Annotated in this window: 11 protein-coding genes; 4 read left to right on the forward strand and 7 right to left on the reverse strand. The window is 56.9% G+C overall.

All coding sequences use genetic code 11. From position 1 onward, the window contains the following. Nucleotides 1-55 precede the first annotated feature (55 nt). From mglB to V6944_RS02470, 5 genes are all read right to left on the reverse strand, one after another. The gene (gene mglB, locus V6944_RS02450) at nt 56-1,054 is read right to left on the reverse strand and encodes a galactose/glucose ABC transporter substrate-binding protein MglB (protein ID WP_333494513.1); all 999 of its coding nucleotides are present in this window, start codon (nt 1,052-1,054) and stop codon (nt 56-58) included. A 291-nt stretch (nt 1,055-1,345) separates the two neighbouring features. Next, complete coding sequence (gene galS / locus V6944_RS02455) at nt 1,346-2,368, reverse strand: HTH-type transcriptional regulator GalS (protein WP_185666909.1); 1,023 nt, start codon at nt 2,366-2,368, stop codon at nt 1,346-1,348. A 156-nt stretch (nt 2,369-2,524) separates the two neighbouring features. Further along, entirely contained in the window at nt 2,525-3,682 is a 1,158-nt protein-coding gene (gene yeiB / locus V6944_RS02460) for a DUF418 domain-containing protein YeiB (RefSeq protein ID WP_333497750.1), read from the reverse strand. A 21-nt stretch (nt 3,683-3,703) separates the two neighbouring features. Beyond that, on the reverse strand, nt 3,704-4,372 hold the full coding sequence (folE, locus tag V6944_RS02465; protein ID WP_035893451.1) for a GTP cyclohydrolase I FolE: 669 nt from the start codon (nt 4,370-4,372) through the stop codon (nt 3,704-3,706). A 112-nt stretch (nt 4,373-4,484) separates the two neighbouring features. Beyond that, entirely contained in the window at nt 4,485-5,621 is a 1,137-nt protein-coding gene (locus V6944_RS02470) for a YbfB/YjiJ family MFS transporter (RefSeq protein WP_333497751.1), read from the reverse strand. A gap of 138 nt (nt 5,622-5,759) precedes the next feature. Here V6944_RS02470 and fghA point away from each other — a divergent pair, with 138 nt between their 5' ends. Continuing rightward, nucleotides 5,760-6,596, forward strand: a complete 837-nt coding sequence (gene fghA, locus V6944_RS02475; protein WP_333497752.1) for an S-formylglutathione hydrolase — start codon at nt 5,760-5,762, stop codon at nt 6,594-6,596. Between the two features lie 39 nt (nt 6,597-6,635). On the opposite strand, the gene V6944_RS02480 is transcribed toward fghA, so the two are convergent. Then, the gene (locus V6944_RS02480) at nt 6,636-7,505 is read right to left on the reverse strand and encodes an AraC family transcriptional regulator (protein ID WP_333497753.1); all 870 of its coding nucleotides are present in this window, start codon (nt 7,503-7,505) and stop codon (nt 6,636-6,638) included. Between the two features lie 187 nt (nt 7,506-7,692). Here V6944_RS02480 and V6944_RS02485 point away from each other — a divergent pair, with 187 nt between their 5' ends. Genes V6944_RS02485 through V6944_RS02495 form a run of 3 tightly spaced genes read left to right on the forward strand, consistent with a single transcriptional unit; the run spans nt 7,693 to nt 11,982 of the window. Next, complete coding sequence (locus V6944_RS02485) at nt 7,693-9,474, forward strand: DUF2264 domain-containing protein (RefSeq protein ID WP_333497754.1); 1,782 nt, start codon at nt 7,693-7,695, stop codon at nt 9,472-9,474. A 31-nt stretch (nt 9,475-9,505) separates the two neighbouring features. After that, nucleotides 9,506-10,771 carry an oligosaccharide MFS transporter gene (locus tag V6944_RS02490; RefSeq protein ID WP_333497755.1) on the forward strand — a complete coding sequence of 422 codons (1,266 nt, stop codon included), beginning with the start codon at nt 9,506-9,508 and terminating at the stop codon, nt 10,769-10,771. 20 nt (nt 10,772-10,791) lie between these two features. Then, entirely contained in the window at nt 10,792-11,982 is a 1,191-nt protein-coding gene (locus tag V6944_RS02495; protein ID WP_333497918.1) for a glycoside hydrolase family 88 protein, read from the forward strand. A 158-nt stretch (nt 11,983-12,140) separates the two neighbouring features. On the opposite strand, the gene cirA is transcribed toward V6944_RS02495, so the two are convergent. Then, nucleotides 12,141-14,108: a catecholate siderophore receptor CirA gene (gene cirA, locus V6944_RS02500; protein ID WP_333497756.1), complete on the reverse strand. Its 1,968-nt coding sequence runs from the start codon at nt 14,106-14,108 to the stop codon at nt 12,141-12,143. Between the last annotated feature and the right edge of the window lie 135 nt (nt 14,109-14,243).

Consider the following 14,243-nt stretch of genomic DNA (forward strand, 5'->3'; position numbering starts at 1 on the left):
ATTTCTGCGTCAGTATTTATAGGGCGCACAAATGCGCGCCCTATATATTTAAAGATTACTTACCGGTGAATTCGCTAAGGTTGTCTTTATCTACGCCAACGTAAGGAACGCGGACGATTTTGTTCTCGATCTTCCAGTTGGTACCATCAGCAGCACCTTTACCGGCAGCGAGGTTTTTCGCCAGATCGAAGGTCGCCTTCGCCTGGTTGTTCGCATCGTTCAGCACGGTACCGGCCATCGCACCGGATTTCACCAGCGCCAGCGCTTCTGGCAGGGCATCAACGCCGAATACTGGAATGGAAGATTTGTTGTGTGCTTTCAGCGCTTCTACCGCACCCATTGCCATCGCATCGTTGTTGGCGATAACGACTTCAATTTTGTTGGCGTTAGGGCCGGACAGCCATGCGTCCATCTTATCTTTCGCCTGAGCGGTATCCCACATGGCGGTATCTAACGCCAGCTGCTGGGTTTTCAGGCCCTTGTTGTTCAGCTCTTTGATAACGTAGGTGGTACGCGCTTCAGCATCCGGGTGGCCCGGTTCGCCTTTCAGCAGAACGAACTGAATCTGGCCGTCTTTGTTCAGGTCCCAGTTCGGGTTAGCCGCCCAGTGTTTAGCAATCAGGTCGCCCTGGATAATACCGGACTCTTTAGAGTCAGTACCGACGTAGAACGCTTTGTCATAGCTATCCAGCGCTTTACGAGAAGGTTCTTTGTTGAAGAAGACGATCGGCACGTTCTGGCCGCGCGCTTTTTCAATGACCGTGCCCGCCGCCGCTGGGTCAACCAGGTTAATCGCCAGCGCTTTCACGCCTTTTGCCAGCAGCACGTCAATCTGGTCGTTCTGCTTGGATTGGTCGTTCTGGGAGTCGTTCATCAGCAGCTGAACGTCCGGCGCGGTTTTCGCATCTTTCTCGATAGCTTTACGCACAACGGACATAAAGTTGTCGTCGTATTTATAAATCGTCACACCAATACGCGTATCGGCAGCGTGAGCTGCTGCACCGAAAAACATGCTGGCCATCAGGGCAGACAGGGTTAACACCTTCTTATTCATGGTATCTCCGGTTTTATTATGCAGGGTAGTTCGGGTGAAAATAATCGGCGGGCAGCGTTAACAGGATGTTACTGCTCGACGAAATTCACTGATAAAAATTTGTTCTTCCGTGTTGAGTAACGATCCAGATTACGATCTAAACTGTTTTTGCAGCTGGAATACGTTATAAAAAGTGATTAATCACCGTTACATCATGTTTCAGCCTGATAAACGCTGCCATCATAGCCATGCCGATGTTAACAATCTGTGAATTTACTCACAGATTGAAAACGGTTACATCGAGCTAACAAATCAGTTCGTGATGGGATGCACAAATTGCCGTTGCGCCACCGAATGGCGGCGAACTAAGGTCGGCATAAAGCAGTGCGTTGCTTCGCCGTCGAGCTTTCCTGCCGCCCCTAACAGCGCCAGTTCCGTCGCCTGTTTTGCCATAGAAACAATCGGGTAGCGGATGGTCGTCAGCTGCGGGTCGGTATAGCGGGCGATGGGAATATCATCAAAGCCAATGACCGACACCTGCTGCGGCACGGCAATGCCGTTATCTTTAAGCGCGCTAAGCGCCCCGGCCGCCATATTGTCGTTATAGGCAAACACCGCCGTCAGCCCGGCATTGCGTCCGAGCAACTCAACCATCGCCGCTTCCCCGCCCTGCATATCCGGCGAGCCGGTGCCGACCCAGCTATCGGGTGCCACAATCCCCTGCTCCAGCAGCGCACGCGCCCACCCTTCCCGCCGCATATCATCATCTTCAATACGGTGGCTGGAGGCGAGATAACCAATACGTTGATGACCATGATTGAGCAACATCCGCGTCCCCATCAGCGCACCGCTGACGTTATCAAGGCAGACGCAGCGGTGGGCATAGCCGGGGACGATGCGGTTGATGAGCACCATGCCGGGCATTTGCGCCATAAACTCGCTCAGTTCACGATCGCTTAAGGCTTTTGAATGGACGATTAACGCGCTACAGCGCTGACGAATCAGCACCTCAATGGCGTTACGCTCTTTTTCTGCTTCGTGGTAGCTATTGCCGATCAGGACATACTTATGATGCTGCTGGGCGACGGTATCCACCGCTTTGACCAGCGCGCCAAAAAAGGCGTCGGACACGTCCATTACCACGCAGCCAATGGTATCGCTGACCTGCGTAGCCAGCGCCTGCGCGTTGGCGTTCGGGCGATAGCCCAGCGCTGACACCGCTTTCATGACCATGTCGCGCGTCTCATGGCTGACCAGCGCGCTGTTGTTCAGCACCCGCGAAACGGTGGCAACGGAGACGCCCGCCTGGCGGGCGACATCACGAATGGTGACCATACACACCGCCCGGTTGAAAATTGCTGCAGTTCACGATACACCCCCTATGTCCAGCGTGAGCGCTATTCTGGCAGCGAGCTTGCGGCAACTACGTGAGTGAGGTCACAGGGTTGGAAACGGTTACATCCATTTTGTTAATGGTTGTGATCTGGATCGTTATCTAAATGTGCCGCGAAATGACACGCCTGACGCTTTTGCCGTCAATTGCCGCCAGAGCCATTCAACCGGCCCCTGACGGAAATAGCGCAGCCACAGCAGCGAGAACGCGAGGTTGACCAGCCAGATGGGAACGACAAACGCCAGCAGCGTCAGGCGATCGAATTCCATAAACAGGCCGAAGTGATAAAACAGCGTGGTGCAGATAAGCGTTTGCAGAAGATAGTTGGTGAGCGCCATGCGCCCGACGCAGACCACTGCCGCCGCCAGCCGGAAACGGCTGATTTGCGGCCAGTAGGCGTAAGCCAGCGCCGCATAGCCCAGCGTCTGGATAGGTGCGCTGATTTCACGCGGTGCCTGCAGCAGGAACGCACACCAGCGATAGTCCCAGTCGAGATGCCACTGAGCGACAATCGCCGGCAGGTTAATCAGCATACCAAGTGAAATGCACACCACCGCGCAGCGACGATAGTGGCGATGGCTAAACTGCCCCTTCAGCCAGCCGCAGCGCATCAGCGCCGCGCCCATCAGCATCATGCCCGCCAGCTGCCAGCCGTACTGCGCGCCCAGCGCCAGCAGGTTCGCCGACAGCATATCGCTGCGGTTAGTGATGGCTTCCATTCCGCCGTTCAGCTTCCAGTAATGTTCGTAGAGCAGGCTTGAAGCGTCCGGCACCCATGAACGGCTTTGTCCGTTATCGGCAATCAGCCCAAGTAACAGCAGTACGGCCACGCCAATGACGTACAGCATCGCGCCGGTATTGAATAATGCTTTCACTTCACGCGCGTCGCGCACCAGCCGCCAGCAAACCAGCCCCACCAGCGAATAGGCCAGCAGAATATCGCCGTCCCAGAACAGCAATCCGTGGATAAACCCAAGCAGCGCCAGCAGCGTCAGACGGCTTTGGATCCAGCGTGAACCGCGCGGAAGCAATAGCTGAAGGCCCGCGCCAAACAGCAGCGCAAACAGGGTGAGGAATTTCACCTGCGCAAACAGGTCAAGAATGGCCCACGTCCAGGCATCGCGAGAGGTAATTTCGCCGTACCAGGCAGGGTTAAGATAGGCGGCCTTCGGCAAGCCGAAGGCGCTGATGTTCAGCAGCAGGATACCCAGTATGGCTACGCCACGAATAAAATCCAGCGTGACGTTTCGCTCCATGTACCCTGCTCCGCTGGTCAATTAATTGTGGTGACGTACCGCGCGCAAGAACTCCTGGCGGGTATTCTGGCTGGACTTGAACAGGCCGCCCAGCGAGGTGGTGGTGGTGGCGCTGGTCGCATCACGAATGCCACGCGCTTTCACGCAATAGTGCACCGCGTCAATAGAAACCGCCACGTTGTTAGTACCGAGCAGGGTTTGCAGCGCGGTCAGAATCTGCTGCGTCAGACGCTCCTGCACCTGTGGGCGCTGGGCGAAGAACTGCACGATACGGTTAATTTTCGACAGACCAATCACCGAATCTTTCGGGATATAGGCCACGGTCGCTTTACCGTCGATGGTGACAAAATGGTGTTCGCAGGTGCTGGTTAAGGTGATATCGCGCACCGTTACCATTTCGTCGACCTTCATTTTGTTTTCAATGACGGTAATTTTCGGGAAGTTAGCGTAATCGAGCCCGGAGAAAATCTCATCGACATACATTTTTGCAATGCGATGCGGCGTTTCCATCAGACTGTCATCACTCAGATCGAGATTCAGCAGCTGCATGATCTCAGTCATATGCCCGGTGATCAGACGCTTACGGGTTTCATTATCCATTTCGCGCTCCGATGGGCGCAGCGGCGTTTCCAGACCACGAGCGACCAGCGCTTCATGAACCAGGACCGCTTCTTTACTCAGTGATGACATCGTTTATTCTCCTGCAGGTGTGGCGCTTTGCTTTTTCGGTGCAAAGTTTGCACTCATTGTGCGTGAGGCGACGCACAGAATCCAGTATTCGTCGCGATAATTATTGCAATCGTTATTCTCTTTCAACCCGCGGACGCCAGACCAGCGCCCCGCCAATCAGTAAGGCCACGGCGGCAATGCCCAGTGCGGGCTCCAGCCGTTGCGTGAGCCAGGTGGATATTGCCGAAGTCATCGGCCCCACTAATTGCCCAACGGCGTAACCGGTGGTCAGCAGCCCGGCCATATAGCGCGCGTGTTTTGGCGCGAGTTCTCGGCCATACAGCAGCGACAACTGAACCGCCGCCAGGAATCCGCCACCGACCAGCAGCGCGCCGCACACCAGCCCACTCATCCCCGGCAGCAGCCAGGCCAACAGTACGCCCAGCCCCTGAAGCCACAGTACGACGGCCAGACGCTGATGCGCGTGACCTACCCCACGCATGGCGATACTCAGGCCAATCCCCGTGACGCTCGCCAGACCGAAAATCGGCCAGATAAACTGCGCAAACAGGCTCTCAGGAAAGCGATGGCTCGCCATCTGCGATAAAAAAGTCGCGGGCAGGATATAGCCGAAGCCAGCCAGGCTATAGCTCCACACCAGCCGTTTCAGATTGGTGGTTAAGGTTAGCGGCTCGGGCTTTTCGCCGCTGCGGTGCAGTTCACCCGGACGCGGCAGCCAGCGGCCAATCAACGCCACCAGCAGTAGTGCCAGTACGCCATAAAGCTGCCAGCCCGCCGCTGCGCTCAGCGACTGCGCATGAATAAACACGCCTAGCAAACCGCTTAACGCAATACCGGCGCCCGGCCCGGCAAATACCGCCGCGCTTAAGCCAGGCCTCGCATAGTGCGCCAGCCGTTCATTAACCCACGCCGCCGTTAGCACCATTGCCCAGCCGCTCATGCAGCCAATGACAAAACGCAGCGCACCGTGCAGCCAGGCGTTATCCGCCAGCGCCGAGAGAAAGGTCAGCGCAACGGCGCCCACAATCCCCAAATAGAGACGCATCTCCACGCCGCGATGGGCGCGCATAGCATCCCACGCGCCAACTAGATACCCCAGATAGTTCAGCGCGGCGACCAGCCCTGCGCTGGTCAGCGTCAGCTCACCTTCGCCGATCATCAGCGGCACCTGCGGGGTGAAGGCGAAGCGCCCTATCCCCATCGCCGCTACCAGTACCAGAAACCCACTTAGCGCAATACGTACCGGCATGAACGCCCCGGATGTAAATGTAAAGTTATCTTTATGATGCAACATGTGGATGTTATGCGGAAGTGAAAGTTACTCACCGCCGATGAATTATCTGTATGATGGACTGATATATTTTGACCAAAACCGCGAGGAGCCCGCATGGAAATGCTTGAAGAGCACCGCTGTTATGGCGGCTGGCAGCAGCGCTGGCAGCACCATTCTGCCACGCTAAATTGCCCGATGACCTTTAGTCTGTTTTTGCCTCCGGAAGGGAAAAAAACGCCGCCACCGGTGCTGTACTGGCTGTCCGGCCTGACCTGTAACGATGAGAACTTCACCACCAAAGCCGGAGCGCAGCGGGTTGCCGCCGAGCTGGGCATTGTGCTGGTAATGCCTGATACCAGCCCACGCGGCGACGGCGTTGCCAACGATGCTGGCTACGATCTCGGCCAGGGCGCAGGCTTCTACCTGAACGCTACCGAGTCCCCGTGGGCCGCGCACTATCGGATGTATGATTATCTGTGCGATGAGCTCCCGTCGCTGATCCAGGAACAGTTCAACGTGAGCGCACGCAGCGCGATTAGCGGCCACTCCATGGGCGGCCACGGTGCGCTGATGCTGGCGCTCAAAAATCCGGGCAAATATTGCAGCGCGTCGGCCTTCGCGCCAATCGTCAACCCAAGCCGAGTGCCGTGGGGGCAGAAAGCGTTTAGCGCCTATCTGGGCGATGATGTTGCTCGCTGGAAAGAGTGGGACAGCACCGAGCTGCTGCTGGCAAGCCAGGCGGAACATGCGATCCCGATGCTGATCGACCAGGGCGATAACGATCAGTTCCTCGCCGACCAGCTCCAGCCCGCGGTGTTCGCCGAAGCGGCGCGGCAGAAAGACTGGCCGCTCACCCTGCGCATTCAGCCGGGATACGACCATAGCTATTACTTTATTGCCACGTTTATTGAAGATCACCTGCGTTTCCACGCCGAGTATCTGTTGAAATAATGATGATCCCGGTGTCGGCGCTTACGCGCCTCATCCGGGCTACCGCTCCGGCAACGTGTACGGATACGCCTTGCGATACTGCAACGGCGTTTTCCCCATATTTTTGCGAAAACAGGTAATAAACCACGCGTATTCGGTAAAGCCGACCCTTTCGGCAATCTCCCTCACCGAATGCTGTGAGTGCAGCAACAGCTCGCAGGCCTGGCGAATGCGCCGCATCATCAAATACTCCTGAATCGTCCCGCCGGTTTCATCATGAAATCGCCGCGAAGTATGCCCGCGCGAGCAGCCCATCACGGCGGCAATCTCCTCTAACGAACAGCGTTCATGATAGTGATTCTCCAGCCAGCGGATAATCGTCGACGAGAAGGTGTTATGCCCCACCGCCTGCTCCTGCTGCGGCAACAAGCTAATCAGCTGCATAATCAAAAACGCGCTGTCGCTGGTGCTCCAGTTCTCTTCATGCGTTAGGGTTTCAAAGCGCTGTAACAGCGTTTCAATCACCGGCTGCAGGTCGCCGACGTCAAACACCCTCGCCTTTTCACCGCGCCCGCAGAGATGGCGTAGCAGCATCTGCTGGCGGGGAAAATCCCGCAGCCAGGGCTCAATCAACGACGGGTTAAAGTGCAGCGTGGTGCGGTGATAGAGGTTGCGCTCGCTTTGCTCGACGTAGACCTTGTGCAGCTTGCCCGGCGGGAAAATAAACAGTCGCCCCGGCTTCACCGTATATTGCTGATGCTCCATCAGCGCGATACCCACGCCCCGTGAAACGGAGAGGATCTCCGCGCACTGGTGCCAGTGGTAATAGTTGGCGGGAAGATTCTGCATCCGGTTGAAATAGATAGATTTATCGTTGAGATGTATCTGCTCAAGATAGGTGGTGTCTTCCGTTGGTTGTGAATGTGCCACTGCGCCAGCCCCGCATGTTAATAAACTTAAATTTTCATCATCAGAATAAAACTTTTTCGCCAAATTACGCCATAAAATTATTTTTAATTACCCTTCATGCTTAAAAGTAAGAGCGTAATCACATTTGCCAACCACGCCAAATTCCTATTATTCGTCCGCCATCAACAAACTGAAACGGGATTTCATCATGCGGACGAAACAAGAATACGGTGCATTAGTCGAGGGTTGGATAACGGCGGCAGTTCCCCGTTTATCAGCGGACTGCACGCGACTTCATGCGGGCGATACCGCCGCGCAATACCCGGACGATGTCGCCGGAATGGAGGGTTTTGTTCGCTTGATGTGGGGACTGTTTCCGCTGGTGAGCGGCGGCAGCGTGCCCGCGTGGCACGACGCATTCGTCACTGGAGTGCGTAACGGCAGCAACCCACAGCATGCAGGCTACTGGGGCGATGTAGGCGACAACGACCAGCGCTGCGTGGAAATGGCGGCCTTTGGCCTGGGTCTCGCGCTGCCTAACGGTAAGCTGTGGTCATCACTCTCGGCCGAAGAGCAGGATAACCTCGCCCATTGGCTCAGCCAAAGTGCAGATGTTTCGGTGCCGGACAATAACTGGCACTTCTTCCCGGTGCTGATCCAACTGGGGCTGAAATGCGTCGGACGCCTCTACGACATGGCGGTCATCAATCGTCATCTCGACGCCATTGAGCCCTTCTGGCTCGGCAACGGCTGGTACAGCGATGGCGCCGGCAAACCGCGCGACTATTACATCTCCAGCGCCTTCCATTTTTATGGCCTGATCTACAGCCACTTTATGCAGGATGTCGACCCCGAGCGCTGCCTGCGCTATCGCCAGCGCGCCCAGCAGTTTGCCAAAGATTACGCCTATTACTTTGCCGCTAACGGCGAGGGGATTCCGTTTGGCCGCAGCCTGACCTATCGCTTTGTGCAGGTCGCATTCTGGAGCGCGGTCGCCTTTACCGAACTGGAGGTCTTTACCCCTGGCGTGGTGAAGGGGCTGATTTTGCGCCACCTTGAAAGCTGGCTCGATAAGCCTTTTATCGGCGCCGATGGCCTGTTCACCATTGGCTACAGCTATCCAAACCTGATTATGGCCGAGGATTACAACAGCCCCGGCTCCCCTTACTGGGCGCTGAAAGCGATGCTGATTCTGGCGCTGCCGGAAGAGAGCGCCTTCTGGCAGGCCGCCTGCGAACCGCTGCCGACGCTGGATGCCGTTCACCCCGTTCCCGAAGCCGGGCAAATCATCGTCCACAGCGATGAACAACGCCACGCGTGGATGCTGATGTCCGGTCAGTTCGACAAAAACAACTTCGTCAACTTCGAGCAGAAGTACTGCAAATTCGCCTACTCCAGCCAGTTTGGTTTTACCCTGGAGCGCGGGCGCTTTGGCCTGAGCCATGCGGCGGTGGATTCCATGCTGCTGTTCAGCAACGGCGATGACTACTATCGCGGCCGCCGCGAGTGCGACAGCGCTGAGGTAACGGATGACTGGGTTCGCAGCGAATGGCGTCCGTGGGCTGACGTCACCGTCAGCACCTGGCTGGTTGCGCTGCCGGAAGGCCACGTGCGCGTGCACCGCGTACACACGCCGCGAACACTCGAGTGCGTTGAAGGCGGATTTGCCGCTAATCGCCACCAGCAAATGCGCCAGAGCATCACCAAAAATGGCGTCACCCTTGAAACCACACACCACTACAGCCGGATGGTGAGCCTGACCGACAGCCGTCACCCGTTCATCGTCACCACGCCGCCGAACAGCAATTTGCTGTACGCCGCACCGGCCACTATCCCCTGCCTGCGCGCACGGCTTAGCGCCGGAACCCATTGGCTCGCCTGTTACGTCAGCGCCGATCCGGGTGCAGTGCGTGAACTGCAGGGGCCATTGCATTTTGATGCTACGACACAGCAGTTAACCGTGAACAACCTGACGATCACCCTAAAATAACCCTGACCTCTGGATAACGGCGGAGACCGCAATGACCACGATGATTCAGTCGACACGTTCGGCGTATATAAAACTCAGTCTCTTTGTTTTTCTGTTTACCTTTACCTGGGCGGCAAGCTTCGGCCTGTACGCCATCTGGCTTGGCGATAAAGCGGGGCTCGATGCCGTGGATATCGGCACCGTCTTCGCGGTGAACGGCGTGTTCGCGGTAGTGATTAAGCCGGTATACGGCTACATCATGGACAAAATCGGCATGAAGAAGCACCTGCTCTATTTTGTCTGCATCGTCTCGGCGTTGATGGCACCGTTCTATATCTGGATCTACCTGCCGCTGCTGCAAACGCATTTCATCACCGGCATGATTGTCGGCGCGCTGTTCTTTAGCCTCGGCTGGTACGCGGGCGTGGCGGCGGAAGAGTCCTACGTCGACCGCTTCAGCCGCCTGTATAACATGGAGTTTGGCCGCATTCGCATGTGGGCGGCGCTCGGCTGGGCGACCGCGTCCTCTTTCTCCGGCTTCCTCTATAACATCTCGCCAAAAATCAACTTCGCCATCAGCAGCGTGTCGGCGCTGTGCATGTTTGCCGTGCTGCTGACGCTCAAGGTGGACCATTTCGGCAAAGAAGAGAATAACGTTTTATCAAAAGAGAAAATCGTCATTACCGACGTGCTGAACCTGCTGAAAAACCGCAAGTTCTGGATGTTTGCGCTCTATATCGCAGGCGTGGCCTGGATGATGTTTATCGCCGAGCAGCAGTTCTCACGCTACTTCGTCACCTTCTTCTCCACCAAAGAGGAAGGCAACGCGATGTTCGGCTATATGAGCACCGCGCAGTCCGCCGCTGAATTCTTCGGCATGATGCTGGTACCGGCGATTATCAACCGCATCGGCGCCAAGCAGGGCATGCTGCTCACCGGGCTGGTTATCAGCCTGCGCCTGATTATCTCCGGCATGACTAACGACCCGCTGATTATCTGCCTCGTCAAGCCGCTGTACGGTATTGAGATTGCCCTGATTCTGGTGTCGGTCTTCAAATACATTGCCGAGCATTTCGACAAACGCGTTAACGCCACCATGTATCTGCTGGGCTACCAGGCGATGATCTACGTCGGTTCTATCGTTGTCGCGCCACCGGCGGGTTATGCCTATCAAACCATCGGCTTCGAGCACACCTATCTCATCATGGGCATTATCGCCCTGGTGTTCACCGGCGTCTCCGCCCTCACCTTATCGACCTGCTACAGCCATAAAAAAAGCGCTGTAGAACAGGAAATCAAGCAGCAAGCGCTGAATTAAAACGGGAATATGCCAGCATGATGTCTGAACAGATCAGAAAAGAACCGCTCGCCTCACACACCCTGAAACCGGGCGAACGTGAAGAGATTGGCCGTAAAATTCGCGGGGCGATGCCCGCGCTGCTGAAGGCGATTGATGACAACGCCGACTATTTCGGCACACGCTTCCCGGATGCGGCCTGTAAAAACGGGGTCTATCCGATTATTGATAACGTCGAATGGACCACCAGCTTCTGGACCGGGCAGCTGTGGCTGGCCTATGAGTGGACGGGGCTTGAGCGCTACCGCACGCTGGCGGAGCAGCATATCCACTCCTTCGGCCAGCGGATTATCAACCGCGACCACACCAACCATCACGATCTGGGCTTCCTTTATAGCCTTTCCTGCGTGGCGGGCGAACGCCTGACCGGCAACCGTGAAGCGGGCTACATCGCCCTGCTCGCCGCCGAGGCGCTGATGGAGCGCTACAACGAGAAGGCCGGGATCATTCAGGCATGGGGTGAGCTGAATAACCCTGAGCAGCAGGGCCGCATGATCATCGACTGCAACATGAACCTGCCGCTGCTGTATGAAGCCAGCGCGGCCAGCGGCGACCCGCGCTACGCCGAGGCGGCGAAGCAGCACATTGAGCGGGCGCGTCGCCATATCGTGCGTGAAGACGGTTCGACCTTCCATACCTGGTATATGGACGTCGAAACCGGCGAGCCGCGCTTTGGCAACACCCATCAGGGCTTCTCCGATGATTCGTGCTGGGCGCGCGGCCAGGCGTGGGGCGTGTACGGTTTCCTGCTGAACTACCTGCACACCGGTGATGAACGCCTGCTGGCGCTGAGCCAGACGCTGGCGAATTACTACCTGAACCGGCTGCCGGAGGATCTTGTCTGCTATTGGGATCTGGCGCTGACCGATCCTGCCAGCGAGCGCGACAGCTCAGCGGCGGCGATTGTAGCCTGCGCCCTGCTGGAGTTGGTTAAACATCTGCCGGTCACCCATCCGGATCGCGAGAGCTATGAAACCCTGGCGCTACGGATGATTGGCAACATGATCGACGGTTACATTAATTGCGAGCATACGCCGGGCCAGGGGCTGCTTAAACATTCGGTCTATTACTTTAAAGGCGGGATTGGCGTGGACGAGTGCTGTAGCTGGGGGGATTACTTCCTGATGGAAGCGATGGTGCGCGCAACGCGGAACTGGCAGAGCTACTGGTAATAAAAGGCCCGATGGCGTTGTGCTTTTCGGGCCTGCAATTCCCGGGGTCGCTTGCGCTCGCCCGGGCTACCCTCGTATGTAGCCCGGCCAAGCGTCAGCGTCGCCGGGATTAATATGTAGCCCGGCCAAGCGTCAGCGCCGCCGGGGTTCGCACAGGTTTAGAAGCGGTAATCCACCGCCATAAAGTAGCGACGACCGTCTTCGTTATAGCTGTAGTCATCACGATTCAGGTCTTTATCACCCACGTTGAGCACGCCCGCGCGCAGCTTAACGTCCTTGGTCGCCTGCCATGCCCCGCCGATATCCCAGGTGGTATAGCCGCCCGGCGTTTTCGAGGTTGCCGTGGTAGCACGCTGCTTACCGGTGTAGCTTCCCGCCAGATAGAACGTCCAGTCCTGAATCGGGCTCCAGTCCACGCGCCCGTTACCGGTGTGGAACGGCAGCTCCTGAAGCGGCTTGTCACCACCGTTGCTCAGGTCCCGACCGTCGTTATAGGTATAGTTCAGCGTCACCTTCCAGTCGTCACCGAACGGCACCTTCAGCTCGGATTCTACGCCGCGAATACGTGCTTTATTGACGTTATAGTAGGCAAACACCGGCACGCCGTTATCGAAGCCGACAAAGTTCGGATAGCCCGGCGCAGCGTTCTTATCGCGCGTACGGCTGATGTTAATCATGTCGTCGATATCGTTCTGGAAGGTGGTCACGTTCGCCTGCACGCCCTCCAGCCATCCCTCTTCCCCTTGATAGTAGAGGCCGATTTCATAGCTCTCGCTGGTTTCCGGCTTCAGATCCGGGCTACCGACAATTCGGCAGCCGCCGCGACAGGAGTTGGTAGCCCAGTCCGGGCTTAACTGCAGCAACGAAGGCGCTTTAAACGCCGTGGCCCAGCCCCCTTTCACCGTCACGGTATCAGTCGCGTTATAGACCAGATACGCACGCGGGCTCCAGTGGTCACCATAGGTCTGGTGATCGTCCATACGGATGCCGGTGGTCAGCGCCAGCGGTTCAAAGATGCGCCATTCATCTTCAAGGAACAGCGCGTACTGGCTGGCTGAGGTTTCGCTGCTAGTGCCGCGCGTCAGGTTAACCGGGTCACTCAGCTTGTCGTGACGCCATTCGCCACCTAAGGTCACCAGTTGATTTATCGCCCCCAGCGGCAGCACGTATTTACCGTCGATGGTGTTGCTTTCAGAGGTGATTTCACTGGCGTTACCCGGGTTCTTATTCACCACCTTCTCGCCGTAATACTTAAGCTCGCTGTTGCCCAGCTCCCAGCGGCCATTGTGGCTCAACGAGTAGTTCTGGCGTTCAACGCGGTTACGGTCGAGCGAGTCGGAGTCGCGGTCCTGGCGGTCGAAACCATAGCCTGCGGTGATGTCGTTGCTCTCGTTCGGCGTCCAGGCAAACTCGACGTTGGCATCGCGACTGGTGAAGCCCTCAATACGCGGACTCTCGCCGGTCGTACTGGTGCTGGAGGGTTGCTGATCGTCTTTCTCGCGTTTTGCCAGACTACCAAAGGCTTTCATGCCCAGCACGCCGTCCACCAGCGGACCTGCGGTATAGAACTGGCCGTTCCAGGTGTCGCCACGGTCGCGGTGCTCCTGAATGGTGGTGTCAGCGGTGACGGTGCCGGTCCATTTGGCGCCAATCTTTTTGGTGATGATATTGACCACGCCGCCCAGTGCATCGGAGCCGTACAACGAAGACATCGGCCCGCGCACCACTTCAATACGTTCGATGGCGTCTACCGGGATCCAGTTGAGGTCGAAATCATTGTGGCGGAAGACGACGTTACGCGAGTTGACGCGCTTGCCGTCGATAAGAATCAGGGTATAGCTGCTGTCCAGGCCGCGAATACTCACGCCCTGACGGTTATCCCCTTCGTTGGTGAGCTGAACGCCCGGCACTTCTTTCAGCACATCCTTCAGGTTCTGCACCGGCTTGCGCTGCAGGTCTTCCTGGGTGATGACGCTGATACTCGCGGGCGCATCCTTCACGCTTTGTTCGGTGGCAGCCGCCGTCACGACCATCACGTCTTTATCATCTGCAGCGCTGACCGGCAGCGCCAGGGACATTACGGACGCACAAAGCCCGCCCCGAACCAAGGGGTTTAACCTGAACATTTCCTATCTCCATGAGGTGAATACTGAATTAAAACAAAGAGGTCTTACTCACAAATGCTGCTGCAATGCCGTTGACCGACGGCCTGTTGTTTTATGCAGATGTGGCTGGTCCCTCCAGGTTTTATCCATCAGGAG

The organism is Kluyvera sp. CHPC 1.2972 (assembly GCF_036759925.1).
In the GTDB taxonomy this organism is placed as follows: Bacteria; Pseudomonadota; Gammaproteobacteria; order Enterobacterales; family Enterobacteriaceae; genus Kluyvera.

Coding starts and splice junctions, on each gene's coding strand:
- mglB (WP_333494513.1), bottom strand. CDS start 1,054: ATGAATAAGAAGGTGTTAACCCTGTCTGCCCTGATGGCCAGCATGTTT.
- yeiB (WP_333497750.1), bottom strand. CDS start 3,682: ATGGAGCGAAACGTCACGCTGGATTTTATTCGTGGCGTAGCCATACTG.
- V6944_RS02485 (WP_333497754.1), top strand. CDS start 7,693: ATGCGGACGAAACAAGAATACGGTGCATTAGTCGAGGGTTGGATAACG.
- V6944_RS02490 (WP_333497755.1), top strand. CDS start 9,506: ATGACCACGATGATTCAGTCGACACGTTCGGCGTATATAAAACTCAGT.
- folE (WP_035893451.1), bottom strand. CDS start 4,372: ATGTCATCACTGAGTAAAGAAGCGGTCCTGGTTCATGAAGCGCTGGTC.
- fghA (WP_333497752.1), top strand. CDS start 5,760: ATGGAAATGCTTGAAGAGCACCGCTGTTATGGCGGCTGGCAGCAGCGC.
- V6944_RS02470 (WP_333497751.1), bottom strand. CDS start 5,621: ATGCCGGTACGTATTGCGCTAAGTGGGTTTCTGGTACTGGTAGCGGCG.
- galS (WP_185666909.1), bottom strand. CDS start 2,368: ATGGTCACCATTCGTGATGTCGCCCGCCAGGCGGGCGTCTCCGTTGCC.
- cirA (WP_333497756.1), bottom strand. CDS start 14,108: ATGTTCAGGTTAAACCCCTTGGTTCGGGGCGGGCTTTGTGCGTCCGTA.
- V6944_RS02495 (WP_333497918.1), top strand. CDS start 10,792: ATGTCTGAACAGATCAGAAAAGAACCGCTCGCCTCACACACCCTGAAA.